Source organism: Saliniramus fredricksonii (genome assembly GCF_900094735.1).
In the GTDB taxonomy this organism is placed as follows: Bacteria; Pseudomonadota; Alphaproteobacteria; order Rhizobiales; family Beijerinckiaceae; genus Saliniramus; species Saliniramus fredricksonii.
In genome coordinates this window covers 417,671-442,357 of record NZ_FMBM01000001.1, presented here as the reverse complement: position 1 = coordinate 442,357, position 24,687 = coordinate 417,671, and the positions used below count along the sequence as shown (strand labels likewise).

Annotated in this window: 24 protein-coding genes; 9 read left to right on the top strand and 15 right to left on the bottom strand. The window is 65.6% G+C overall.

Annotation, left to right across the window (positions count from 1 at the left end; translation table 11 throughout):
- Nucleotides 1-163 precede the first annotated feature (163 nt).
- Complete coding sequence (locus GA0071312_RS02030) at nt 164-1,186, bottom strand: IS110 family RNA-guided transposase (protein WP_074444125.1); 1,023 nt, start codon at nt 1,184-1,186, stop codon at nt 164-166.
- A 225-nt stretch (nt 1,187-1,411) separates the two neighbouring features.
- Between GA0071312_RS02030 and lexA the strand changes: the two genes are divergently transcribed.
- Nucleotides 1,412-2,239: a transcriptional repressor LexA gene (gene lexA, locus GA0071312_RS02025; RefSeq protein ID WP_074444124.1), complete on the top strand. Its 828-nt coding sequence runs from the start codon at nt 1,412-1,414 to the stop codon at nt 2,237-2,239.
- Between the two features lie 160 nt (nt 2,240-2,399).
- Here the strand turns inward: lexA and GA0071312_RS02020 are convergent, their stop codons facing one another.
- The 4 genes from GA0071312_RS02020 to GA0071312_RS02005 all read right to left on the bottom strand — a co-directional run bounded on the left by GA0071312_RS02020 (nt 2,400) and on the right by GA0071312_RS02005 (nt 9,339).
- The gene (locus GA0071312_RS02020) at nt 2,400-5,039 is read right to left on the bottom strand and encodes a ComEC/Rec2 family competence protein (RefSeq protein WP_074443413.1); all 2,640 of its coding nucleotides are present in this window, start codon (nt 5,037-5,039) and stop codon (nt 2,400-2,402) included.
- 88 nt (nt 5,040-5,127) lie between these two features.
- Complete coding sequence (locus tag GA0071312_RS02015) at nt 5,128-6,060, bottom strand: ribose-phosphate pyrophosphokinase (RefSeq protein ID WP_074443412.1); 933 nt, start codon at nt 6,058-6,060, stop codon at nt 5,128-5,130.
- A gap of 155 nt (nt 6,061-6,215) precedes the next feature.
- The gene (locus GA0071312_RS02010; RefSeq protein ID WP_074443411.1) at nt 6,216-7,655 is read right to left on the bottom strand and encodes an amidohydrolase family protein; all 1,440 of its coding nucleotides are present in this window, start codon (nt 7,653-7,655) and stop codon (nt 6,216-6,218) included.
- A 52-nt stretch (nt 7,656-7,707) separates the two neighbouring features.
- Entirely contained in the window at nt 7,708-9,339 is a 1,632-nt protein-coding gene (locus tag GA0071312_RS02005) for an amidohydrolase (RefSeq protein WP_074443410.1), read from the bottom strand.
- Nucleotides 9,340-9,561: 222 nt separating this feature from the next.
- Between GA0071312_RS02005 and GA0071312_RS02000 the strand changes: the two genes are divergently transcribed.
- Together GA0071312_RS02000 and GA0071312_RS01995 are read left to right on the top strand one after the other, a co-directional pair.
- The gene (locus GA0071312_RS02000; protein WP_074443409.1) at nt 9,562-10,488 is read left to right on the top strand and encodes an ABC transporter ATP-binding protein; all 927 of its coding nucleotides are present in this window, start codon (nt 9,562-9,564) and stop codon (nt 10,486-10,488) included.
- Nucleotides 10,488-11,258, top strand: a complete 771-nt coding sequence (locus GA0071312_RS01995; protein WP_074443408.1) for an ABC transporter permease — start codon at nt 10,488-10,490, stop codon at nt 11,256-11,258. Before GA0071312_RS02000 ends, GA0071312_RS01995 begins: the two co-directional genes overlap by 1 nt.
- Before the next feature lie 43 nt (nt 11,259-11,301).
- Here the strand turns inward: GA0071312_RS01995 and GA0071312_RS01990 are convergent, their stop codons facing one another.
- From GA0071312_RS01990 to GA0071312_RS01970, 5 genes are all read right to left on the bottom strand, one after another.
- The gene (locus GA0071312_RS01990; protein WP_074443407.1) at nt 11,302-11,898 is read right to left on the bottom strand and encodes an ATPase; all 597 of its coding nucleotides are present in this window, start codon (nt 11,896-11,898) and stop codon (nt 11,302-11,304) included.
- A complete protein-coding gene (locus tag GA0071312_RS01985) occupies nt 11,895-12,254 on the bottom strand; it encodes a TA system antitoxin ParD family protein (protein WP_074443406.1) in 360 nt (119 codons plus the stop codon). Before GA0071312_RS01985 ends, GA0071312_RS01990 begins: the two co-directional genes overlap by 4 nt.
- Before the next feature lie 149 nt (nt 12,255-12,403).
- Nucleotides 12,404-13,414 (bottom strand): adenosine kinase, encoded by a 1,011-nt coding sequence (locus GA0071312_RS01980; protein ID WP_074443405.1) that lies wholly within the window; start codon nt 13,412-13,414, stop codon nt 12,404-12,406.
- Nucleotides 13,415-13,462: 48 nt separating this feature from the next.
- Entirely contained in the window at nt 13,463-13,909 is a 447-nt protein-coding gene (locus GA0071312_RS01975) for a helix-turn-helix domain-containing protein (RefSeq protein WP_338056785.1), read from the bottom strand.
- Nucleotides 13,906-14,637: a Smr/MutS family protein gene (locus GA0071312_RS01970; protein ID WP_083204365.1), complete on the bottom strand. Its 732-nt coding sequence runs from the start codon at nt 14,635-14,637 to the stop codon at nt 13,906-13,908. Before GA0071312_RS01970 ends, GA0071312_RS01975 begins: the two co-directional genes overlap by 4 nt.
- A 122-nt stretch (nt 14,638-14,759) precedes the next feature.
- Here GA0071312_RS01970 and GA0071312_RS01965 point away from each other — a divergent pair, with 122 nt between their 5' ends.
- Nucleotides 14,760-15,689 carry a polyprenyl synthetase family protein gene (locus tag GA0071312_RS01965; protein WP_074443403.1) on the top strand — a complete coding sequence of 310 codons (930 nt, stop codon included), beginning with the start codon at nt 14,760-14,762 and terminating at the stop codon, nt 15,687-15,689.
- A 21-nt stretch (nt 15,690-15,710) separates the two neighbouring features.
- Here GA0071312_RS01965 and GA0071312_RS01960 read toward each other — a convergent pair whose 3' ends face one another.
- Nucleotides 15,711-16,451, bottom strand: a complete 741-nt coding sequence (locus tag GA0071312_RS01960; protein WP_108721778.1) for a dienelactone hydrolase family protein — start codon at nt 16,449-16,451, stop codon at nt 15,711-15,713.
- Nucleotides 16,452-16,655: 204 nt separating this feature from the next.
- On the opposite strand from GA0071312_RS01960, the gene GA0071312_RS01955 reads away from it, so the two are divergent.
- From GA0071312_RS01955 to GA0071312_RS01945, 3 genes are all read left to right on the top strand, one after another.
- Nucleotides 16,656-17,540, top strand: coding sequence for a DMT family transporter (locus GA0071312_RS01955; RefSeq protein WP_238947055.1), 885 nt, complete (start codon nt 16,656-16,658; stop codon nt 17,538-17,540).
- Nucleotides 17,541-17,647: 107 nt separating this feature from the next.
- On the top strand, nt 17,648-18,739 hold the full coding sequence (locus tag GA0071312_RS01950; protein WP_074443402.1) for a site-2 protease family protein: 1,092 nt from the start codon (nt 17,648-17,650) through the stop codon (nt 18,737-18,739).
- Between the two features lie 13 nt (nt 18,740-18,752).
- The gene (locus tag GA0071312_RS01945) at nt 18,753-18,932 is read left to right on the top strand and encodes a hypothetical protein (RefSeq protein ID WP_131817684.1); all 180 of its coding nucleotides are present in this window, start codon (nt 18,753-18,755) and stop codon (nt 18,930-18,932) included.
- A gap of 163 nt (nt 18,933-19,095) precedes the next feature.
- On the opposite strand, the gene GA0071312_RS01940 is transcribed toward GA0071312_RS01945, so the two are convergent.
- From GA0071312_RS01940 to GA0071312_RS01925, 4 genes are read right to left on the bottom strand one after another with little or no spacing between them, the layout of a single operon-like run.
- Complete coding sequence (locus GA0071312_RS01940) at nt 19,096-19,569, bottom strand: DUF427 domain-containing protein (protein WP_074444120.1); 474 nt, start codon at nt 19,567-19,569, stop codon at nt 19,096-19,098.
- A gap of 47 nt (nt 19,570-19,616) precedes the next feature.
- On the bottom strand, nt 19,617-20,498 hold the full coding sequence (locus GA0071312_RS01935; protein ID WP_074444119.1) for an SDR family oxidoreductase: 882 nt from the start codon (nt 20,496-20,498) through the stop codon (nt 19,617-19,619).
- Nucleotides 20,498-21,607, bottom strand: a complete 1,110-nt coding sequence (gene queG / locus GA0071312_RS01930) for a tRNA epoxyqueuosine(34) reductase QueG (RefSeq protein ID WP_238947120.1) — start codon at nt 21,605-21,607, stop codon at nt 20,498-20,500. Before queG ends, GA0071312_RS01935 begins: the two co-directional genes overlap by 1 nt.
- 5 nt (nt 21,608-21,612) lie before the next feature.
- Nucleotides 21,613-22,299 carry a glutathione S-transferase family protein gene (locus tag GA0071312_RS01925; protein WP_074443400.1) on the bottom strand — a complete coding sequence of 229 codons (687 nt, stop codon included), beginning with the start codon at nt 22,297-22,299 and terminating at the stop codon, nt 21,613-21,615.
- A 153-nt stretch (nt 22,300-22,452) separates the two neighbouring features.
- On the opposite strand from GA0071312_RS01925, the gene GA0071312_RS01920 reads away from it, so the two are divergent.
- Nucleotides 22,453-23,016, top strand: a complete 564-nt coding sequence (locus GA0071312_RS01920) for an RBBP9/YdeN family alpha/beta hydrolase (protein WP_074443399.1) — start codon at nt 22,453-22,455, stop codon at nt 23,014-23,016.
- A gap of 175 nt (nt 23,017-23,191) precedes the next feature.
- On the top strand, nt 23,192-24,685 hold the full coding sequence (gene guaB / locus GA0071312_RS01915) for an IMP dehydrogenase (protein ID WP_074443398.1): 1,494 nt from the start codon (nt 23,192-23,194) through the stop codon (nt 24,683-24,685).
- The last annotated feature ends 2 nt before the right edge of the window (nt 24,686-24,687 follow it).

Sequence of the window (24,687 nt, the reverse complement as noted above, 5' to 3'; positions counted from 1 at the left end):
CACGCCGCGGGCCGGGATGGTGATACGCGGATCAGGTACCAAATCAATAGGGCGAGCTCGAGGCTCGTTGCACTCCACTGGTTTACCCGACCCGGATCTGATCGATCATTTGCCCATTCAGGTCATTGCCCTCCTCACATCCCCGAGGCTCCGACAGCCGCGTTCAGCAGATCGCGCCGGTCGGATCCCTGTAATCAGTCTCGCCGGCGAGCATGGCCCAGATCATACGCGCCATTTTGTTCGCCAGTGCGATGGCGACCAGTTTGCGTGGTTTGCGTGCGAGCATGCGCGATAACCACGATCCCGGACGGCCACCGTGCCGGCCCCTCCAATGCACGACAGACATGGCGCCGATGATCAGCAGGCGTCGAATATCGCGCTGACCCATCTTGGAAGTGCGGCCAAGCTTCTGCTTGCCACCGGAGGAGTGCTGTCGTGGAACGAGGCCAAGCCACGCTGCAAAATCGCGACTACGGCGGAATTCCCGCATCTCCGGTGCAAAGGATGCAATCGCCATGGCGCAGACCGGGCCGATTCCCGGCATGGTCTGCAGCCGGCGTGCTGTGCTGTTTTCCCTGGCTGCAGTTGTGATCCGCTTGTCCAGCTTGCCGATCTCGTCGCTGATCTGAGCAATCTGATCGAGGTAAAGCCGCCCGAGATCGCGAACCAGGTCCGGAAGCGTGTCCTGATCGAGACAGGCAGCAAAGCGAGCGATATTCCCAACGCCTTGACCGATGATGATGCCGTGCTCAGCAAGATGCCCGCGTAGTGCATTCACCAGACGGGTTCGCTGGCCAACCAGCAGGTCCCGGGTGCGGAACAGCATCGCCCGGGCTTGTTGGTCCGCGGTCTTCACCGCAACGGTACGCATGGTCGGACGCTGTGCTGCTTCCGCCACGGCCTCAGCATCAGCGGCATCGTTTTTTTGCCGCTTGACGAAGGGCTTCACGTAAATGGGCGGGATCAGCCGCACTTCATGACCCAGACGGGAGAGCTCACGACCCCAATAGTGCGCCGTTGCGCATGCCTCCATCGCCACCACACAAGGCGGCAGCGACGCCATGAACTTCGCAAACTGCGCCCGTGACAGCTTCTTGCGGAACAGCACCTGTCCATCGGCCGTTGCCCCATGAACCTGGAGAACCTGCTTTGCCAGGTCGACGCCAACGATGCTAATCTCACCCATGGATGCCTCCTCCTTCTGTGATGACTTCAGCATCACCATTTTGGCACATTGCGATGCCGTCGGGTGGGGGCATCCACTCCATCAATCCCGGGCTGTTACAGATTTTTGATCTTGAATTGTTTTTTGCAAAAAATGCGTAACATCGGGTGGGTGAGACTTGCGGAACACAGTGGGAACCCGTAATGTGTTCGTGATTTGTTTGATCTCGAATCGCAAGGCGGAACCATGCTCACGCGTAAGCAGCACGAATTGCTGACCTTCATCCATGAACGCATGCGCGAATCGGGCGTGCCGCCATCCTTTGACGAGATGAAGGATGCGCTGGATCTGAAGTCGAAATCCGGCATTCACCGTCTGATTACGGCGCTGGAAGAGCGTGGGTTCATCCGGCGGCTGCCCTATCGCGCGCGGGCGCTCGAAATTCTGCGCATGCCCGAGACTTTGCAGCGTCCGCTCGGAGGCGCCGGTTCCGCTGTCGGCGCTCCGCGCGGCGGGTTCTCGCCGAGTGTCGTCGAGGGCGGCAAGGGGGAGGGCGGCAAGGTCGAGGGCGGCAAGGTCAAGGGCGGCAAGGCTGGGGTTGGCAAAGGGCGTGATCATGACGACGCACGGCAAGGCGGTCTCGTTGATGAAGCCGATATTCCCAATCCCCTCGCCGACGAGGATTACGAGCGTGCGGTGAACATCCCCGTCATGGGGCGCATTGCGGCGGGCACGCCGATTTCAGCGATCCAGAACCCGATGCATACCATCGCGGTCTCGCCCGATTTCATTACCGGCGGCGAGCATTATGCATTGGAAGTGCGCGGCGATTCGATGATCGAGGCGGGTATTCTCGATGGTGATATCGTCGTCATCCGGCGTCAGGATGTCGCCAATACCGGTGATATCATCGTTGCGCTGATCGATGCGGAGGAAGCGACCCTGAAACGCTTCCGGCGACGCGGCTCATCGATCGCGCTCGAGGCGGCGAATCCGGCCTATGAAACACGCGTGCTGGGGCCTGATCGCGTCCAGATTCAGGGGCGGCTGGTTTCGCTGGTGCGCCGTTATTGAGAGCGGCGCCCCGCGCCGCCTCCGCCCGGGGAAAGGGTGGCGCCCGCGGGTGATAACTCGTTCTGCAGGCTGATCCGGGCGCATCGTGCTGGCGCAGCGCATGCTGCCCGCAGCTTCATGGGTTCAGTCTATCGGCTCGGACCGCGCGGTCGTCGCGGGCTCATTCATCGGTCTTGCGCAAGAGCCAGGGGCGGGTTTCGTTCGCGCGGCGAACGCCCGTCAAGCGCCTGATCGGATCGGCGCGAGGTGCGCCCGCAACGCCATCCGTCGCCACCCCCGTCTCGGCAACGCGACCGTCAGGCGGCTCGCCGGGCCCTTCGCGAGGTCTGTCGCCAAGCCACGCGCCAAGCCACGCGCCAAGCCCCGCGCCAAGCCCCGCGCCGAGCCTGTCGCCGACGCCCTCGGCAGGCCCCTCCCACGCCCTGACCCCAGCCATCCCGCTGGTCGTTTCCCGGATCGTCTCCTGCTCTGGTTCTGCGTCAGCTCCCCCGCTTACCACCACGCCCTCGAATGGCGCCGCACCTGAGGGCGAATTCACGAAATCGGAATGGTGGGCGTCGGAATCGGCGATTCGCCGCTCGGATGGCCCGTCTCTCCCCGCAGGCGCGTCCGGCATGGCGGCGAATTGCGTCCTATCCGCACCGAGATTCTTGGCGAAATGCGCACTGACTGCACCATGGCGCTGCAGCGTCATGCGATCGATCACGCGTGGCGCGGCGCATGAGGGCGGGGCTTCCAGCGGTGTAATGATGATCGCCGCGCGTGTGCAATCCTCCAGGAAGGCGCGCGCATCCATCACGAAAGCGACCGCATGCCCGCCGACGAAAATCTTGGTGCAGCCGAGGGGATCGCAGTTCACCCCCGCATGCAGGGACGCGTCGGCATCCTCCGGAGCATCCGTCATCAGCCGCGCATCGCCATCGGCCTTCAGCCATTGCGCGGTGACGAAGGCGCTCGGACGGCCCAGCAGCACGAGCCTGCCATCCGCGCCCCTGATTGCGGCGCCCGCACCGTTGCGATCGACATAGAGATCGGGCCGATCCGGTGTCATGGCGAGCGCAAAGCCGATGCCTGCCGGGATCACCGCCAGCCGTCGCAGTGGCGAGACGAAGAGCGTCGCCATGAGCAAGCCGATCACCATCAGTGCCAGCGCGCCGCTGCCGAAAGCCGCGACGGGCAGGTTCGATCCTTCGAAACCCGCGACGAAACGGGCCACGTCGAGCACCCTCGCAATGCCGAAGCCCATCACCTGCCAGGCGAAATGGTCGAGGCCGAAGCCGATCAGGAGTACGCCGATCACGCCCGCCGGCATCACCACGAGCGAGACGATGGGCAAAGCCAGGGCATTGCCGATCAGACCATAGGGATTGGCGATCTGGAAATGATAGGCCGCGAACGGGCCGGTCGCGATGGTCGCGATGATGGTGGTGGTGAGAATGCCAAGCATGCCAGCGGCGAGCCAGCGCAGGAAGCGGCCCGCCGCGCCGGGCGTCGGCCCGGGCCGGTTTTCCCGCGCGCGCATCCATTCCGCGCCGGCGATGAGCCCGACGACGGCGGAGAAAGACATCTGGAAGGAGGGGCCGAGCAGCGTCTCGGGCTGCCAGGCCAGCACGAGGATCGCCGCAATCGCGAGATTGCGCATGCTCAGCGCCGGTCGGTCGAACAAGACGGCGCCGAGCATCACCCCGGTCATGATCACGGCGCGGATCGTGGCGACCTGCGCACCGGAGAAGATGCAATAGCCGACAGCACCCATGATCGCTGCCACCGCCGCGATCTTCTTGATCGGCCAGCCAAGCGCGAGCGTCGGCACGAGGGCGAGGCCGGCGCGGGTGAGCCAGAAGATGGTTCCGGCCGCCAGCACCATATGCAGGCCGGATATCGAGACGATGTGATAGATTCCCGCAGCGCGAAGCGCGGCATTGGTCTCCTCGGTGATCAGCCCGCGCTTGCCCGTCACCAGCGCTGCGGCGACCGCGCCAGGCTGGCCCCCGATCGCGTCGAAGATACGGCGTGTCGTGCTGACCCGCGCATTGTCGATTGCAGCGCGCACACGCTCGGCGAAGCCCGGCGGGGTCTCCGGCGCGACGATGCGCGCATCCCCCAGAATCGAGCCGACACCGCCGATGCGCGCAAACCAGGCGCTGCGGGCGAAATCATAGCCGCCCGGCCAGGCCGCTTCCGGCGGCGGCATCAACCGCACCCGGGCACTGATCGTATCGCCGGCGCGCAGATCGCCCGCAGCGCGCGTCGTCACCCGTACCCGCGCCGGCAGGGCATCGCGCGCGCGATCATCGATGGCCACGACGCGGATCACGAGTCGTGCATCGCTGGTGCGTTCCTCGATGCTGATCACGCTGCCGGTGAGTTGCGCGATCCGGATCCCGTCGATGATCGGCGCATTGACCCGCTCGAAACGCAGCATCGTGGCAGTGAAGCCGGCAAACACCATGGCGACGGCAATGGAGATGCGCAGGATGCGGTGATCATGGCGCCCCAGCCAGGCGATGACCCCGCACAGAGCGAGCCCGGCCAGCGGTGCCGCCGCATGCGGGCGCCCTTGAGCCGCGAAGAAGAGAAGAATGCCCAGCCCGAAAGCCACGGCGCACCACGGAAACAGCCGGCGACGGGAGACTTCCTCGGCAAGGCATGCGCGAAGCCAGGCGCCGCATGCGGCAAGGATGCGCTCGGCGTGGCGGAAATCGGCGTGATCCGTCTGATCATGGTCCGCGCGCGCGCCCGCGCCGACGAAGCCGCTTTCGCCCCCGTCGACCGCCGTGCCTCGCGCGATTTCGCCCATATGCCGCCTTCGATTGCAATTACGTCAAAAGCAATCAAGGGCAAGCGGACGCCGATGTCCACCGGCTGCGATCAAAAAATCACGAAGGTCAGTCGAAAAGACTGGAAACCGACGATTCGGAAGCCGTGCGCGCGATCGCCTCCCCCATCAGGCTGTCGATGGAGAGTACGCGGATATTGCGGGCCACCTTCACCGCTTCCGTGGGCATGATGGAATCGGTGATGACCAGTTCCTTCAGCTTGGAATTGGCAATGCGCGACACCGCACCACCGGAGAGAACGCCGTGGGTGATGAAGGCGTAGACTTCCGTCGCGCCTTTCTCCAGAAGCGCCTCGGCGGCGTTGCACAGGGTACCGCCGGAATCGACGATGTCGTCGACGAGCAGGCAGCTGCGCCCGGCCACGTCACCGATGATGCTCATGACTTCCGATTCACCGGGGCGTTCGCGGCGCTTGTCGACGATGGCAAGCTGGGCGTCGATCCGCTTGGCCAGCGCGCGGGCGCGCACCACGCCACCGACATCGGGCGAGACCACGACCTTGTCGCCATTGGCCATGCGTTCCTTGATGTCGCGGACCATGACCGGCGCGCTGAACAGGTTGTCGGTGGGAATGTCGAAGAAGCCCTGGATCTGGCCGGCATGCAGATCGAGGGTGAGGACACGGTCGGCGCCCGCCTCGGTGATCAGATTGGCCACCAGCTTGGCCGAGATCGGTGTGCGCCCGGCCGTGCGCCGATCCTGCCGCGCGTAACCGAAATAGGGCATCACCGCCGTGATCCGCTTGGCCGAGGAGCGCTTGAGCGCATCGATCAGGATCAGCATCTCCATGAGATGGTCATTGGCGGGAAACGAGGTCGATTGCAGGATGAAGACATCCTCACCGCGGACGTTTTCCTGCAATTCCACGAAGATTTCCATATCCGCGAAGCGCTTCACCTGGCACTTGCCCAGCGGAATGCCGAGATAGGCGGCAATGGCTTCGGCGAGCGGACGGTTGGAATTTCCGGCAACGAGTTTCATGGCGGATCGGCTTTCTCGGCGAGTGCTTGCAAGGCAGTCTGGCGCCTCGCTGTGGCGGCGGGGCGGGTTTAACAAGCTTTTATCGGCAAGAGCAAGCGCGCAGCCGCGATCACGGCGCGATTACTGGTGGAGAAGCCGTTCCCGGCTTTGCCGGTTCAGGCCTGCGGATAGGTATGGGGCGAGATCTCGTAGCTCGAACGCCCCGCCCAATCCGCAGCCGCGACCGCGCCCTCGGCCCGGTACTGCGCCTCCTGCAGCGCCGCGCTGGCCGCCTCGTAATCGAGAGTGAGGACGCGCCCGTCATCGACCACTTTGGCGCCATCGACGAAGACGGTCTTCACCGCCCGTTCCGCCGCCGCATAGACGAGACTGCGCAGCGGGTCGCGGACCGGGCGCATCATCGGATGGTCGAGATCGACCATGACGATATCCGCCTTCGCCCCGACGGCGAGCCGCCCGATATCATCGCGCATGAGCGCGCGTGCCCCGCCCAGGGTGGCGCAATCGAGGATCTGCGACAGGCGCAGGTCCCAGACGTCTTCCGAGACCATGCGCGAGCCGATCCCCACCGCGCGCAGCTCCTCCAGCATGTTGTGGGGGAAGGTGTCGGTGCCGATCGCCATTTTCACGCCCCGGCGCAGATAGCCGCCCACCGACTGGATGGCGATGCCGCGCCGCTGGAAGACCACCGGGCAATGCGCCACCGTGGTACCGCTGTTGATGATGGAAGCGAGATCGTCGCGCCTGGGCCAGTTCAGAGCCGAGGAATGGTGGTCGAGAAAGATGCCGTGCCCGATGATCGCGCGCGGTGAGAGCACGCCGAGCGATTCCAGCCATTCGATCGGCGTCATGCCGTGGCGCCGGGTCATCTCGTGGAATTCGACGACGCTTTGTGCCGCATGGATCTGGAAGGGCAGGTCGCGCCGCTCGGCTTCCGCGAAGCTCTCCCTGATCAGCTCCGGCGTGCAGGTATCGATCTGCGAGGGCGCGACCATGCCCGACAGGCGCCCGGAAGGGTGGCGCGCGGCGGCATCGACCACCTCCATGGCCTGCGCCATGGCCTTCTCGCCGCCGGCGGCGTCCCATTCGTATTCGACCACATGGCCGTCCTTCGTGTACCAGCGCGCAGAGCGATACATCGGCGAGACGACGCCGCGCAGCCCGCTTTGCGCGAACAGATCGAGCCAGCCCTCCCAGGCGCCGGACATGTCGACGAGCGTCGTTACCCCCGACATCAGCAATTCGCAATAGGCCACGCTCGCGCAGGCCGGGATCCCCTGTGCATCCGGGCGAAACAGCGGCATGAATTCATAGAGCGAGGAGCCCCAGAGCTTCGCCGAGCCGAGCTCGTCGTTCCAGCCCTTGTTGAGGGGCTCGGAGGCCGGATGCGAATGGATGTCGACGAGGCCGGGCATCACCATCAGGCGCGAAGCGTCAATGGTTTCGTCGACATGACCGGTGAAGCCGGGGCCGATATGAACGATCCGGTCATCGGTGAAGACGATGTCGCAATCCCGGCGATAGCTGTGGCTGTCCGTTGCTGCGTCATAGGCGACGAGGAAGGAGGCGTTCCTGATCAGGGTGGTGCGCGGCATGGGATGATCGTCTCCGGATTGCTGGTTTGGAATCGCGAGGAAGCGGGCGGGCTCATCCGGCGGCCTCCTCCCGGCGGTACACGATCCGCCCGTCGAGAATGGTGATGTCACAGGCCCCGGTACGGATCTCTTCCGGCGACACGGTGAAGAAATCACGGTCGAACACGGCGATATCGGCAAGCTGGCCGGGGACGAGGCGGCCCTTGATCGCCTCCTCGCGGGCGGCATAGGCGCCCGCATGGGTATAGGCGTGCAGGGCTTCCTCGAGGGAGAGCGCCTGATCCGCACCGAGAACGGTGCCGGAAGCGGTCTTGCGGGTGATCATCGTGTAGAGATTGGCGAAGGGGTCGATCTCCACCACCGGACAATCGGTCGAGGCGGAGGGCTCGAGCCCGTTCTCGATCCAGGTGCGCATCGGATGCGAGGCGGCGACGCGCTCGGGCTCGGCGAGGGTCAGGTAGAGATCGCCGAACCAGTACATGAAGGCGGGTTGCGGAGCGGGCAGGATGTGCATCTGCCGCATCCGCGCCATCTGGTCGGGCCGCAGCCAGCCGCAATGCTCGATCCGATGGCGCCGCTGCGGGTCGGGCAGGGCGGTGAGCGCGGCTTCGTAAGCGTCGAGCACCTGGTCGATCGCCGCATCGCCGATGGCGTGGATCGCCATCTGCCAGCCGGCGTGGTGGGCGTCATGGACCATCTGCGTGAGCTGATCCGAGGACAGGCAGAGGATGCCCTTGTCGTCCGGTCCGCCACCCAGATAGGGCTTTGTCATCGCCGCCGTGCGCCCGCCGGCGCTGCCATCGGTGAAGATCTTGACCGGGCCGGTCCGCAGCCGCGCATCGCCGCCCCCGGTGCACATCCCTGCCGCCTCCGCCTCGGGCAGGAGATTGCGGGTGACGTCGCCCATCAGACAGGCATAGACGCGCAGCGGCAACCGGTTCTCGCGATGCGCCTTCTGATAGGCCTGCATTTCGAGCCAGCCGTCGCGGATCCCGACCGCCGCCTCCATGCAGGAGGTGATGCCATGGGTCAGCAGATCGCGCCCGCCGCGTTCGATGAACCCGATCAGCGCCTCGCTATCCGCACGCGGCAGAACCGCCAGAACGGGCGCGCGCGCGGTCTCGGCAAGCAGCCCGGTGAGGCGCCCGTCGCGCTTTTCGATCAGCCCGCCTGGCGGGGAGGGGGTGTTCTCGTCGATGCCCGCCCGCGCGAGCGCCATCGTATTCGCCACGGCGAGATGCCCGTCCGTGCGCACGATCCAGACCGGATGATCGGGCAATGCGGCATCGAGCTCGTCGCGTGTGGGATGACGCCCGGTATCGAGGCGGAAATGATCGTAGCCGCGCCCGATCACCCATTCGCCGGGCGGCGTCTCGCGGGCGCGGGCACGCAGCGCATCGAGCAGGGCTTCGAGGGTCGGCGCGGCGCGCGGGCGCAGATCGACCTCCTCCATGGCCGCGCCATGGGGCAGGAGATGCATATGCGCATCGTTGAGGCCCGGCGTGGCGAGGCGCCCGGCGAGATCGATCACTTGCGTCTGTGGTCCGATCAGATCCGCGATCTCATGCGCCGGGCCGGTTGCGAGCACCTTGCCGCCCCACAGGGCGATCGCCTCGGCAAAGCCGTGACCGAGGCCGCGCCAGACGCGCCCGTTGGTGAGAACGATATCGGCTGCGATGCGCATGATCCCCGCTACTCTCCCTTCGCTGCCAGCCGGCTTGGATTGCCAGTAACGGCGATCAGGGTCTATCCGGTCAAGCGCGATGACGGGCTGCCGGGTGGATCGGATGCGAAGAACGGCCCAAACGCCCGTTGGAGAAACCGCACGCAAGCGCCGGCTTGCGGCATTCCCGGTTCACATCGCAGCGACGGCGCACTAGTTAGGCTGCGACAAGAAGGAACAAGCATGACCAGCATCATCGCCGTGCGCGGCCTGCGCAAAGCGTATGACAGCGGGTTCGAGGCCCTGAAGGGCGTCGATCTCGATATCGAGGAAGGGGAGATCATCGCGCTTCTGGGGCCGAACGGCGCCGGCAAGACCACACTGATCTCCACCATCTGCGGCATTACCCGCTCCACCGCCGGCAGCGTCAGTGTCGGTGGCCATGACATTCACAGTGATTATCGCGCCGCGCGCGCCATGATCGGCCTGGTGCCCCAGGAGATCAGCCTGGAGCCCTTCGAGACGATCGCCAATACGGTGCGTTTCTCGCGCGGCCTGTTCGGGCAACCGCCCGACGAGGCGCGGATCGATCGCCTGCTCGCGGCACTCAGCCTGTCGGAGAAGAAGAACGCGCGCAACCGCGAGCTATCCGGCGGCATGAAACGCCGCGTCATGATCGCCAAGGCGCTCTCGCACGAGCCGCGCGTGCTCTTCCTCGACGAGCCGACGGCGGGTGTGGATGTCGAATTGCGCCGCGAGATGTGGGATGTGGTGAAGGAGCTGCGCCGCGACGGCGTCACCATCATCCTCACGACCCATTACATCGAGGAAGCCGAGGCGATCGCCGACCGCATCGCGGTGATCAATCGCGGCGAGATCCTGCTTGTCGAGAAGACCGGTGATCTGATGGCGCGAATGGGGCGCAAGGAACTCGAGATCATGCTGGAGGCGCCGCTCAATGCGGTTCCCGAATCCCTCTCGGCGCATGCGCTGACCCTGTCTGCCGACGGGCGCGGGCTCGTCTACGGCTATGACGGGCGGGCGCAGAGCACCGGTGTCGGCGCGCTCATGGCCGATATCCAGGCCGCCGGCCTTCCCATCGCCGATATCCGCACACGGCAAAGCAGCCTCGAAGAGATCTTCGTCGGGCTGGTCAAGGACGAGAACTGATGTCACGGCCCAATCTGCAAGCCATCCGCGCGATCTATCTCTACGAGATGGGCCGCTTCTTCCGCACCATCCTGCAATCCATGCTCGCCCCGGTGATCTCCGCCTCGCTCTATTTCGTGGTGTTCGGCGCCGCCATCGGCGGGCGGATCGACCAGGTCGAGGGCGTTGCCTATGGCGCCTTCATCGTGCCCGGCCTGATCATGCTGACCGTGACGACGCAGGCGACCTCGAACGCCTCGATCGGTATCTTCTTCCCCAAATTCCTCGGATCGATCTACGAGGTGCTCTCGGCGCCGGTGAACGCGTTCGAGATTGTCATCGGTTATGTCGGCGCAGCCGCGACCAAGGCCTTCATGGTCGGTCTGATCATTCTGGCCACGGCGCATCTGTTCATCGATCTGTCGATCGCGCGGCCCTTCGCGATGATCCTCTTCCTGCTGCTCACCTGCACGAGTTTCGCGCTGCTGGGCTTCATCATCGGGATCTGGGCGGCGAATTTCGAGCAGCTCCAGCTGATTCCGCTGCTGGTGATCACACCGCTCGTCTTCCTGGGTGGCACCTTCTATTCGACGACGATGCTGCCGCCCTTCTGGCAGGGGCTGACCTTGCTCAATCCCATGCATTACCTGATTTCGGGCTTTCGCTGGTCGTTCTTCGAACAGGCCGACGTTCCCATCGCGCTCAGCCTCTTCGCCATCGCCGTCTTCACCGTGATCTGCCTCGCCGCGATCTGGTGGATATTCCGCACCGGCTGGCGTCTGCGGTCGTGAATCAGAAAGGGCGGGAACGGGGCGCGGAAGGATCACCTGCAATTCACCCCGCCCATTGTTCCAGCTCTTCTGCATAAGCGCGTCTGATCCATGCCGGAGGCGCGGGTCTTGCCTTGGTCAGAGAGCCACGATCGAAGGTCAGAACCAGTTTCGGCGGATGTCCCGCGACGGAGTTGTCGTAGACGAGGCCTGTATCGGCGAGCCTCACGGCTTCGCGGACAAGTGGGCCTGATCGTTCGTAGCGCTCTCGTATCTTCAACTCTGGAACAGGGTGCCCACCGGTCTCGACCCGGTAGGCAACACGCGCCACCGACAGATCCGGGCTGTCCACACCAACATGCAGAACCCATACGCTGAAGCCCAACGCCCGTGCTTCATTCACCAGCGTGAGTTTGGAAGGGTGTGAGAAAACCGTCTCCGTGACGAAATCGCGGCCCATGGAGAGCGCCTCGGTCCGTCGCCTGGTCGCAATCGCCGCCGCTTCGTAGGCGGCCTCGGGACTGGCATCACGGAGCTCTTCACGCTGAATGACGTCCGCATTGATGAACGGGCCGGCAAAAGCCGGTGCCACACGCGTTTCATAAAGCGTCGACTTTCCGGCACCGTTCGGGCCGGCAATCAGGATCAGCGTGGGGCTCATTCTTCATGCTGGGTGTCGGCGTGCACGATCCTTCCGCCGGCGTCGAGGCCGACTGCCCGGCCACTCTTGCGCATCCGCGCGAAGAACGCTTCCTCATCCGGTCCGGGCTCGGCCATCTTTGCCGCAAACCGGTCCGACCAGAGCGCCTTTTCCTCGGCTGTGAGGGCGGTCGTTTCCAGTTCGCCTGCCAGCACCCGCGCGAGTTTCGCGTGGTCGAGGCAGCCGGAGCGCTCAATGGCACGCCCGATCCGTGCCCAATGCGTTATCTGGCCGGCCAGCGACCGGCTCTGGATCTCGGCCATGGCGCGCGCGTCTTCGATCAGCGCGTCATCGGCGAATTTCACGGATCTGGACATTGCGCGCCTCCTGACGCGAAAGGTGGCATTTCGCGACCCTCAAATCAAGCGGATTCGCACCGGCTGGCGTCTGCGGTCGTGAAGCAGAAAGGGCGGCGCCTCGCGAGACGCCGCCCTTCGCAGATTCACATCCAGTGCTGATCCCGCCTTCAGATCAGGCCGTTCTGGCGTGCCATGTCGGCGAGATCGGCTTCCGGGCGGGCGCCGAGATGCGAGATGATCTCGGCAGCCGCCATGCCGCCCAGCCGCGCGCAGGTGACGTGGTCGAGCCCCTTGGTCAGGCCCGAGAGGAAGCCAGCAGCGAACAGGTCGCCGGCGCCGGTGGTGTCGACGACGCGATCGACCGGATGCGCCTTGACGCTCTGGGTCGATTGCCGCGTCACCACGAGCGCGCCTTCCTCGGAGCGCGTGATCGCGCCGATGAAATGGTCATGCGGCAGGTTCTCGTCGCGCAGGGCGGCGAGCGCCGTATCGTCGTCGGCGGTCTGATAGAGCGCCTTGAGCTCATGGATATTGGCGAAGAGAATGTCGATATGGCCTTCGCGCATCAGGCCGAGGAACTCGTCGCGGAAACGGTCGACGCAGAAGGAATCGGAAAGCGTCAGCGCCACGCGGTTGCCTGCGCCATGGGCGAGCTCGACGGCCTTGCGGAAGGCGTCCTTGGCGTCCTGCGGGTCCCACAGATAACCTTCGAGATAGGTGATCGCCGCCGCACGGACCTTCTCGGCCTCGACATCGGCGGTGGACAGGCCCTGGCAAGCGCCGAGATAGGTGTTCATGGGGCGCTCGCCATCCGGCGTGACGAGGATGAAGCTGCGCGCCGTGGCGGGGCCGTCGGTGGCGGCGGGGGTGTCGAAGGCGGTGCCCATGGCGCGCATGTCGTGGCGATAATGATCGCCGGCGCCGTCATCGCGAACCTTGCCGATGAAGCCGGTCTTCAGCCCGAGCGAGGCCGCGCCCGCAATCGTATTCGCAGCCGAGCCGCCAGAAATGATCGTCGCCGGACCCATGGCTTCGTAGAGTTCAAGCGCGGTTTCCTCGTTGATCAGATTCATCGAGCCCTTGTGCAGGTTGCGTGCGACAAGAAAATCATCTTCGGTATGCGCTATGACGTCCACGATGGCATTGCCGAGGGCGAGAAGATCGAGGCTGGAAGACAAATCACTGCTCCTTGTGTGTGGTGAAACATGTCGAAAGGAGGGGTCTTGTCACCCCGAAAGGCGCTCGGGGTCAACCCGACCGGGTTTGCGGCGCTCGAGAATGGCGAGGATCGCCTGATGATCTTCCGGGTCGAGCGCGGCGAAATCGCGGGCGAGGCGGTTGGCGAGATAGATGCCCTGCGGGCCCGTGCCGCGCGCGTCGATCTGGGGTCGCGGCTCCGACATTTCGGCGAGATGCTGCAGGTCGTCCGCCTCGTCCCAGATGACCCCGAAATAATGGATCGTGGCCTGGATCAGCGCCCAGGTCGGGCGCCCGCGCTCGCCGCGCTCGAGCGCCGAGAGATAGGCGCTGGAGACGCCGAGCGAGGCGGCCATGTGCTTGAGCTGCAGATTGCGCTCACGCCGCAGCGCCCGCACCCGTGCGCCGAAGGGCGTCAGGGCGGGGTCGATCACCGGATCGGTCTCGTCTTTATCGGTCCCGGTTGTCTGCTTCATCGGCCCCGCCTGCGTAATCGAACATAGAGTGCCCCGGCGCCACCATGATGAGCTGCGGCTTCCTCGAAACCGACGACGAAGGGCTTCAGTTCCGGCGCACGCAACCAATGCGGCGTGATCCGGCGCAAGACCCCGCGCTCGTCGCCATAGCCGGGCCCACCGACGCCACCCTTGCCGGTCACCACGAGCACGATGGCGCAATCGCGCCCGCTGGCCGATTGCAGGAAACGGATCAGCGCGCGATGCGCTTCTTCCTGGCGCATGCCGTGCAGATCAAGGCGGTCGTCGACATCGCGCACGCGCCGGCGCAGGGAGCGTCTCTCCTTGCGATCGAGCCCGCCGGACCCGGCCGCGAGCGTCTCGCCCTTGCGTGAGACCGGGGGAATATAGGCGGGAAGCGTGGGCCGGGCCGGGATGGGCTGGTCGGATTTCGGGGCGGGGCCATCACCTTCGGCACGCATCCCGCCCTTGCCGTGCGTTTCTATCTTGCCCAGCGACTGCCTCTCGCCGCGCACCTGCCCTTTGCCGGAGCGCGGCACCGCCGCAACGTCCGGCAACGTGCCATGCGCCGTAAACGAAGCCGTCGAATGCATCAGGCCGTCATCGCCGTCACCGGAAGCGCGCGAGCGATCGGCGCCGCGCCCGGGCAGCGGCGTCACATGGCGCGCGACATGCTCCCACAGGCGCTTTTCTTCCGTCGAGAGATCCCTTTTCCTGCGTCGCGCCATCGCCTCCATCCGTCACCGGCCCGCGATGGGCCGCTCGCTTTGTGCTTGTCTCATCCAGGCAGGCCCTCACTTGACCCGAAGCGCGCTTTGCTGCAACCCGTATCCATAAAGGAAGATCGGATATGAGCACGGATACGTCCAGTTTCGTCGATCAGTTGCTGCGTCATGCCGAAGCCGTCGAGGGCTGTCTCGAAGGGCTGCTCGGACCGGATGTGCAGTCGGGCGAGATCGGGCGTCCGCCGCGTCTGATCGCAGCGATGCGCCATGGTGCGCTGGGTGGTGGCAAGCGGTTGCGACCGTTTCTGACCGCAGCGGCGGCGCGGCTCTTCGGCATCGCGGGCGAAGCACCTCTGCGGGCCGGCGCGGCAATCGAGCTGGTGCATTGCTATTCGCTCGTCCATGACGATCTCCCGGCGATGGACGATGACGATCTGCGGCGCGGCAGGCCCACCGTGCACAAGGCTTTCGACGAGGCCACGGCCATCCTCGCCGGTGATGCCCTGCTCACCCTGGCCTTCGAGGTCATGGCCGCGCCGCAGACCCATCCTGATCCGGCGATCCGCGGGGAACTCACCCTCGGCCTCGCCCGCGCCGCCGGGCTCGGCGGCATGGTCGGCGGGCAGATGCTCGATCTCGCAGCGGAAGGGCGCTACGGAGAAACCGGCGTGCTCGCACAGGACGACATCCGCACGCTTCAGGCCATGAAGACCGGCGCGCTCCTCACCTTCGCCGCCGAAGCCGGGGCGATCGTCGCCGGCGCCGATGCGACGGATCGTGCGCGCCTCGTCGCCTATGGCAAGGCGCTGGGTGCGGCCTTCCAGATCGCCGACGACATGCTCGACCGCGAGGCTGATGCGCAGGCGATGGGCAAGGCCGTCGGCAAGGATGCGGCGGCCGGCAAGGGCACGCTCGTCGATGCGCTGGGCATCGACGGTGCCCGGCGCGAATGTGCGCGTCTCGTCTCCGAGGCCGAAGCCGCCCTCGCACCTTTCGGCGCGAAGGCGCAGACGCTTTGCGATGCGGCGCATTTCACAGTGGCGCGCCGCAACTGACGGCCTGTCACGCAGTCCGTCTCAACTGCCGGAACGCGCGTCGAGGAAGCGCCCGAATGCCGCCCATGAGCGGGTATCGGCGCGTTCCTGGTAGCGACCGCCGCCAAAGACCGTAAAGGCATGGTCCGCGCCGGCATAGATCTCGACATCATAGGTGAGGCCGGCTTCTTCGGCTTCCGCGACGAATTCGGCGAGGTCGCTCATGCTCGGATTCTGGTCGACGCCGCCATGCATGATCAGGAGCGGCGCCGTATCCGCCGGCCAGGCGGGGCCGTCGGGGAAATTGCCATGGAAGCTGGCATAACCGACACTGTCTTCGATCTCGCCGGTGCGCGCCATGGCGAGAGTGACGGTGCCGCCGAAGCAATAGCCCATGACGATGACATCGGTCGCGTCGCTGTGCCGTCGGGCTTCTTCCAGCCCGCCCAGCATGAGCGCCTGCATGCGTTCGGCATCGCCGAGGACCGTGCGGGTCGCGGCAATGCGCGCTTCCGTCGTCTCGGGTCGGTTGCCGGCGCCATAGACGTCGACGGCGAAGGCATCGAAGCCGAGCTCGGCGACCATGTCGGCGCGACGGCGCTCGTAATCGTCGAGCCCGTCCCAATCATGCACGATCAGAACCAGACCGCGCGATTCTTCGGCAGCGGCGAAGTAACCCTCAAAGCTCTCACCGCCTACCTCGTAAGTCACATCCTGCGCTGCCGCGCTTCCTGCGATCAGAGCCGCGAGCGACCCTGCGAGCAAAAGACGTCCCGTCATCATTGTCGTGTCCCTTGTTGTGAACGCGTGCTGGTCTGCGACAAACTGGCCCATACACGCTCTCCGGCAATCCTTCGCGGCCTCACGAAAGCGTGAGGGTCGGCACCGGCGGCGCGCGCGAACGCATCCGCTTTGGCCTTTGCGGCCTCTGGTCCGGGGCTGGCCGACATGTTCTGCTTGCCGTCAACGAATATCGGGGGGCGTGAGGTGGCAGAGCGGGTCGAACGGATCGGGCTCGGGCTGATGCTCGGGGCGGTGGGTGTCGTCATCTTCGGCGGAACGCTGCCCTTCACCCGGCTCGCCGTGGCGGGGCTCGATCCCTGGTTCGTGACGGTGGGGCGTGCGGCGATCGCGGGCGTTCTCGCGGCCCTGGTGCTGCTGGCCACGCGCCGTCGCCTGCCCGATGCGCGCAGCCTGCGCATCCTTGCGCTGATCTCCCTCTGTCTCGTCGCCGGCTTTCCTGCCTTCTCCGCGCTCGCGATGACGCGGGTCGAGGCCTCGCATGGCGGGGTGGTGCTCGGCATCCTGCCGCTTGTCACCGCCGTGATCGCGATCCGTGTGGCAGGCGAGCGCCCGGCGCCCGCCTTCTGGATCGCGGCAATCGCGGGCGCGACGATCGTCACGGGATTTGCCCTGCGCGACGGCATCAGCGGCGTTGGTTTCGGCGAGCTCTGGCTCGCGGGGACGATCGTCAGCGGTGCGCTGGGCTATGCGCTCTCGGGACAGCTGGCGCGCACGATGCCGGGCTGGGAGGTGATTTCCTGGGCGCTCGTTCTGGCCTTGCCGATCGCGGTGCCTGCCGCAATCGCGCTCTGGCCGGCCGATATGGCGATGGTGCCGGAAGCGAGCTGGTGGGGCTTTGCCTATGTGACGTTGATGAGCCAGTATCTCGCCTTCTTCGCCTGGAATGCGGGCCTCGCCATGGGCGGCGTCTCCCGTGTCAGCCAGGTGCAGCTGCTGCAGATTTTCGTGACGCTGATCATCGCGGCCTTCCTCAATGGAGAGCAGATCGATGCCGTGACCTGGATCGTCGCGGCGCTCGTCGTCGTGATCGTGCGCATGGCCAGCCGGGCGCGGACAACGCGCGGGTGAGATGCCACGGCGCTTTGGCCATATTGCTGCGTAACCTTGCGTATGGCTGCCGGCGCCCCATCTGCGGATAAGGCAATACACAAGCGCAACGCGCGGGGTTTGAGCGCATGTTCTGGTCGATACCGATCGGCGTGATCGCCGGGACGGTGGTGAAGCTGCACATCACCTTCATTCTCTTCCTCGTCTGGCTGGCGGGCATGCAATGGACCATGGCCGGTTTCGAGGCCGCGCTCGATCTCGTCATCCTGATCGTGCTGATCTTCGCCTGCGTGGTCGCCCACGAATTCGGCCATATCTTCGCCGCGCGGCGATATGGCATCCGTACGCCAGAGGTGATCCTCTCGCCGATCGGCGGCATTGCCAATCTCGAGCGCATGCCCGACAAGCCGCGCGAGGAACTGATCGTGGCGCTCGCCGGGCCGGCGGTGAACGTGGTGATCGCGATCGTTCTCTTCTTCATCCTGCGCGCCACCATCGATTTCGAGGATATCCTGCAGATCGAGAATCCTGCGATCGGGCTCGCGGCGCGGCTGATGGCGGTCAATATCATCCTCGTCGTGTTCAACATGATCCCCGCCTTTCCGATGGATGGCGGGCGGGTGCTGCGGGCGCTGCTCGCCATGCGCATGCCGGCGCCCAAGGCCACGCGGATCGCCGGGCGGATCGGCCAGGCGGCGGCCTTCGCCTTCGCGATCATCGGCCTGTTCTGGAACCCGATCCTGATCATCATCGCGGTCTTCGTCTATCTCGCCGCCTCGGCGGAGGTGGAGCAGACGGCGGTGAAGGATGTGGCGCAGGGGATTCGCGTCGAGCATGCGATGGTCACCGTGATCGAGACCCTGCCGCCGGGTGCGACGCTCGCCGATGCGGTCGAAGCGCTGGTGCGCACGGCCCAGAAGGAGTTCCCCGTGGTCGATCATGCCGGCTATCCGCACGGCCTGATGACGCGCGACATCCTGATCCCGGCTCTTGCGAAGGGCAGTTCCCACGAGCCGGTCGAGAGCGTGATGATGCGCGAGGTCCCCACGATCAGCGCGCATGCCCCCCTCGATGACGGCATGAAGCGGCTGATGGAAACCCGCGCCCCGGCGCTCTTCGTGCTCGACCGTGCGGGCCACCTCGTCGGATTGCTCACATCGGAGAATATCGGGGAAATGGTCATGGTGCGCGAAATGCGGCCGGATTGGCGATTCAAGTGAGGTGGGAGACGAGATGCCGATAACGATCGCGATTCTCGACGATCATGCCGGCGTGGCGATGCAACGCGCCGGCTGGTCGGGACTGGGCGCGATCAGCGTGTTTCGCGATACGCCAGAGCATCATGCCGTCAGGTGGATACCGGCTGACGAAGAAAATGATGCGCCAAACAATGACCTGGGGCGCCCGGCCTGACTCCGTCAGGTCGGAACGCGCTCTCAGGGACGAAGGCGCCCTCATTGCGCAGATCGAACCCTTCGCGCTCTTCTATCGCGACACGGTCGAGGCGATACGGGCCTGGCAGGCGGGAGAGCCTGTGCGGGTGCTTGCGGCGCCGTGAGTGGCGCGCCGTACGGCCTCACCACCCCCGCGTTCCCGGCCCACCCTTGACGATGCCATCGAGATTGGGCGTGACCCAGCCACCATAGAAATCGCCGGGCTGGGGGATCACTGCGGTGTCGCCGACGCGGCATTCATCCATCTGGCCGGCATAGAAGGCGAGATAACCGGCCAGCGGCGCAAAATGCTCCGTCGGCGCGTCGTAGCACCAGGCCGCGCGCTGCGCGACCGCGCCATCCACCACCACATCGAAATAGCGCGCCGCGCCTTTCCATTCGCAATAGCTCGACCCCGATGCCGGACGCAGCGTGGCCTGCACATCCTGCGGCGGAATGTAATAGGTCGGCGCGTGATGGGTTTCGAGAACGCGGTAGGCCGCGTTGCTCTGTGCGACGGGCGCGCCGCCGAGCCTGATCGTGATGGGCAGCGCGACGGGCTCCAGCGCCGGCGGGCGCGGATAGGATTGGACATTCTCGCGGGGCAGTTCGGTCATTGCGGCCTCCATCGGGGATTGGGCGTCAGGGTAACGACGATGCGGGTTCACTCCTCCTGTGCCGCCAGCGCCGCGAGCCCCGCCCGGTAATCGGGATATTGCAGGGTGACGCCGAGCTCCTCGCGGATGCGGCGGCTGCGCACGCGTTTGCAATCGGCGTAAAATGCGCGTGCCATGGGCGACATTTCGGCCTCCGCGAAGGGGATTTCGGGCGGCGGCTCCATGCCGATCAGTTCCGCCGCATGGGCGATCACGTCCTGGGGCGGGGCAGGGTGGTCGTCGACGAGATTGTAGATCCGGCCCGGATCGGGCTTTGCCAGCGAGGCGCGCAAAACGGCGGCGATATCCGCCACATGGATGCGGTTGAAGACCTGACCCGGCTTGACGATGCGCCGTGCCTTGCCGGCACGCAACTGGGTGATGGCCGAGCGTCCGGGCCCGTAGATCCCGCCGAGCCGGAAGATCTGTACTGCCTTGCCGGTGCGTTCACCAAGGGCGAGCCAGGCCTCCTCGGCGGCGCGACGCGCCTTCGCGCGGGCGGAAACCGCCTCGAATTCGGTCTCCTCGTCGATCCATTCGCCGCCGGTATCGCCATAGACGCCGATGGTGGACAGATAGCCGATCCAGGACAGGCGCGGCGCATCGGTGATGGCGCGTTCATAATGGCGCAGGACCGGATCGCCGTCCTGATCGGGGGCGATGGAGGTAAGCAGCGCATCTGATGCGCCCAGATCATCGGGGATCGGCGGGTCCCCGCCGGCGCCGTCGAAGATACGCGCGACGATGCCCTCACGCTCGAGCGCCGCCGCCTTGCCGGGATCGCGGGTCGTGCCGGTGACCCGGGCAAACATTGCGTCATCACCGGCTGCCCGGTCCTGCGCGACGAGATGGCGGGCGCAATAGCCGTAGCCGAAACAGAACAGATCGATCAAACCGTCTTCTCCTCGCAACCCATTCGCCATTCGGCCTGGACAGCCGCATCGGACTCGCCATCGATATAGCGCGCCGCGAGCGCGATGAAATCCGCGCGCGGCAAAAGCCGCGACAGCGCCCAGATTGCCATGGCCCGCACCAGCGGCGAATCATCGCCGAGTCGTTCCCGCGCCGGCTGCGCCAGAGCCGGCATGCCGGAATTGCCGATCGCGATCAGCACATTGCGCAGGAAGCGATCGCGCCCGGTACGCTTGATCGGCGTCCCCGCAAAGCGCGCGCGGAAGGCGGTATCGTCGAGGGATGCGAGCTCGGCCAGCGGCAGCCGAGCGAGATCCTCGCGCTGGCGCAGCTTCGCCTCACGCGCATCCTGCGCGAACTTGTTCCACGGACACACGGCCAGACAATCGTCACAGCCGAAGATGCGGTTGCCGATACCCGGGCGCAGGTCGCGATCGATATGGCCCTTGTGCTCAATGGTCAGATAGGAGATGCAGCGCCGCGCATCGAGCTGATAGGGCGCGGGAAAGGCGTTGGTCGGGCAGATATCGAGGCAGCGCCGGCAGGAGCCACAATGGTCGCTCTCGGGCGCATCCGGAGGCAGCTCTGCGGTCGTGAAGATCGCACCCAGAAACAGCCAGGAGCCGAATTCGCGCGAGACCAGCACCGTATGCTTGCCCTGCCAGCCGAGACCGGCGGCCTCGGCCAAAGGCTTTTCCATCACGGGGGCGGTATCGACGAAGACCTTCACGTCCCCGCCCGCCCGCGCCACGAGAAAACCCGCGAGCTCCTTGAGCCTGCCCTTGATCACGTCGTGATAATCGCGGTTGCGGGCATAGACCGAGATGGTGGCGCGGTCGCGCTTGTCGAGATCTTCAAGCGGGTCGCAATCCGGGCCGTAATTCATGCCCAGCAGAATGATCGAGCGCACCTCCGGCCAGAGGGTTTTCGGATCGGCGCGGCGCGGCGCGGTCTCCGCCATCCAGTCCATATCCGCCTGGTAGCCGCGCTCCAGCCAGGCGGCAAGGTCGGCCCCGGCCTGGGGGATCGCATCGGGGGTGGTGACATTGAGCCCATCGAAGCCGAGCCCGTGCGCGCGCTCGCGCAGGGCGCTCAGAAGTCGGGATTGGCGTAGTGATCCGGCGGCGCCATTCCCGGCACCCGATCGGCCAGGAGCGCGCGAAAGGCCGGACGGCTCTTCATTCGCGCGTACCAGTCTCTCGCCGTTTCGTCCTCGTTCCATGGTGCATCGCCCAGATAATCGACGCAGGAAAGGTGGGCTGCCGCTGCGAGATCGGCATAGGTCAGTGCGTCGCCGGCCAGCCATTTGCGCTGGTTGATCAGGTAACCCAGATAGCGCAGATGGTAACGCACATTCGCGCGCGCTGCACGGATCGCCGGCATGTCGGGCGGTCCGCCACCGGCGCTGGCCGGCACGAAGCGCTTGTAGACCTTCTCATGCACGAGATAGCCCGTCACCTCGGCGAAGAATTTTTCCGAGAACCAGGCCATGAGGCGGCGCACCTCCACCCGTCCGGCGGGATCGCCCGGCATCAGGCGTTCCATACCCGGCTCGCGCGTCTCGTCGAGATACTCCGCGATGGTGCCGGCACCGGGTACGATCAGCCCATCAGCGGCGACGAAAACCGGGGTATTGCCTGCCGGATCGAGCGCCAGAAAGCTTTCGCGCCGTTCCCAGGGTCGCTCCTCGACGAAGTCGAGCGCAACCCCCAGCTCGGCACAGACGAGACGGATGAAACGGGAATGGGGGCAGAGCGGATAATGATGGAGGATGGCCATGGCGACTGACACGCGCGCGAAACTGGGCAACATTAAGGCTTTGCAAACCTGAAGATTTCGGTAACACGCCGCACCGACGGCTGTCGCGTTCTGAACCGTTTGCCGGCGTGAAAACCGCTTGAACGGAGTTTGCGCCTCGTTTACCGAAGCGTCATGAAGACGTCCCAAGCCGATATTCTGATCCTGCCCGGCCTCAAAGGCCCCGATGACGATCTCTGGCTGACGCGTTGGGAGCGCAAGCTGCCCACGGCGCAGATCGTCGGACAGCCGGACTGGCATGCCCCGAACGCGTCGGAATGGAGTGCGCGCCTCGGCGGGGCGGTGGCGCAGGCGACGCGTCCGGTCATCCTCGTCGCGCACGGGATCGGCTGCCATGTGGTCGCGCATGCGGTCAAGGCCGGTATCGATCTCGGCCCCGTTGCAGGCGCCTATCTCGTTGCGGCGCCCGATCCGCAAGCCGCCGACGCGGCTCCCGCCCATCGGGCCTTCGGGGCACCCGCGCTCACGCCACTGCCCTTTGCCGCCGCATTGATCGCGGCACGCAACGATCCCCATTGCTCCCCGGAGCGCGCCCGCGCCTTCGCGCGGGCATGGGGGGCGGAATTCGTCGATGCGGGGGAATCCGGGGCGATTGATTCCGCAGCCGGTTTTGGCCCCTGGCCCGAGGGGCTGATGCGCTTTGCGGGCTTCCTGAAGACGATTCCGAGCGTGCAATAGGCGCGGGACGGGCCTGCTCTTTCGCGCTGCGGCAGAAAACCTGCGCGCCGGGCGAAATGCCCACTCGACGGCTGACCGTGTGCATGCTACGGGCCCTCGTCAACTCCCGGCGCGCATTCGCGGCTTCCCCCGAATCGAAAGAACCCGCCGGATCCGTTTCGAAAAGGAGTTGGCGATGGCGCGGATTGTCGAAGATCGATTCAGCGATGGGTTCACCTTTGATGACGTGCTGCTGCGTCCAGGGCCCTCGGAAGTCCTGCCCGCCGATGTCGATGTGCGCTCACGGCTGACGCAGCAGCTCGCCCTGAACATGCCCATCGCCGCCTCGGCCATGGATACGGTGACAGAAGCGCGCATGGCCATCGCCATGGCGCAGATGGGCGGGATCGGTGTGATCCACCGCAACCTGGACGCGCCGGAACAGGCCCAGCAGGTCAGGCTCGTCAAGAAATACGAGAGCGGCATGGTGATGGATCCGATCACGATCTATCCCGACGAGACGCTCGCGGACGCTCTCGACCTGATGAAGCGCAATGGCATTTCCGGCATTCCCGTGGTCGAACGCGGTGCTGCGGGTCAGAAGGGCAAGCTCGTCGGCATTCTCACCAACCGCGATGTGCGCTTCGCGGACAATCCGGCCCAGCCCGTCTGCGAACTGATGACCAAGGATCGGCTCATCACCGTGCGCGAGGGTGTCGGCCAGGATGAGGCGCGCCGGCTTTTGCATCAATGGCGCATCGAGAAGCTGCTCGTCGTCGATGATCATTTCCGCTGCATCGGCCTGATCACCGTCAAGGACATGGAAAAGCAGGTCGCCCACCCGCTTGCCGCCAAGGATGGGCAGGGCCGGCTGATCGTGGCTGCGGCCACCACCACGGGCGAGGCCGGTTACGAACGCTCGCAGATGCTGATCGATGCCGGTTGCGACGTCATCGTGGTTGATACCGCGCATGGCCATTCCGCCAAGGTGCTCGAAGCCGTCACCCGGGTGAAGAAGCTCTCCAACGCGGTCCAGATCATCGCAGGCAATGTCGCCACCCGTGACGGGACAAAGGCGCTGATCGATGCCGGTGCGGATGCAGTCAAGGTCGGGATCGGCCCCGGCTCGATCTGCACCACGCGCGTCGTCGCCGGTGTCGGCGTGCCGCAGCTCACCGCGATCATGGATGCGGCTGAAGCCGCGCAATCGACCAATACGCCCGTCATCGCCGATGGCGGCATCAAGTTCTCCGGCGATCTCGCCAAGGCGCTGGCCGCCGGCGCCTCAACCGCCATGGTCGGCTCGCTGCTCGCGGGCACCGAGGAAGCGCCCGGCGAGGTGTTTCTCTACCAGGGCCGGTCATACAAGAGCTATCGCGGCATGGGCTCGGTCAGCGCCATGGCGCGCGGCTCCGCCGACCGCTATTTCCAGCAGGATATCAAGGACCAGATGAAGCTCGTGCCGGAAGGCATCGAGGGCCAGGTGCCTTACAAAGGCCCGGTCGGCGCGGTCCTGCACCAGCTCACCGGCGGCCTGCGCGCGGCGATGGGCTATGTCGGCGCGGCTTCGCTGAAGGACTTCCGCGAGAAGGCTGAATTCGTGCGTATCACCAATGCCGGCCTGCGCGAGAGCCATGTCCACGACGTGACGATCACCCGCGAGAGCCCGAATTATCCCCTGCGCGGATAAGG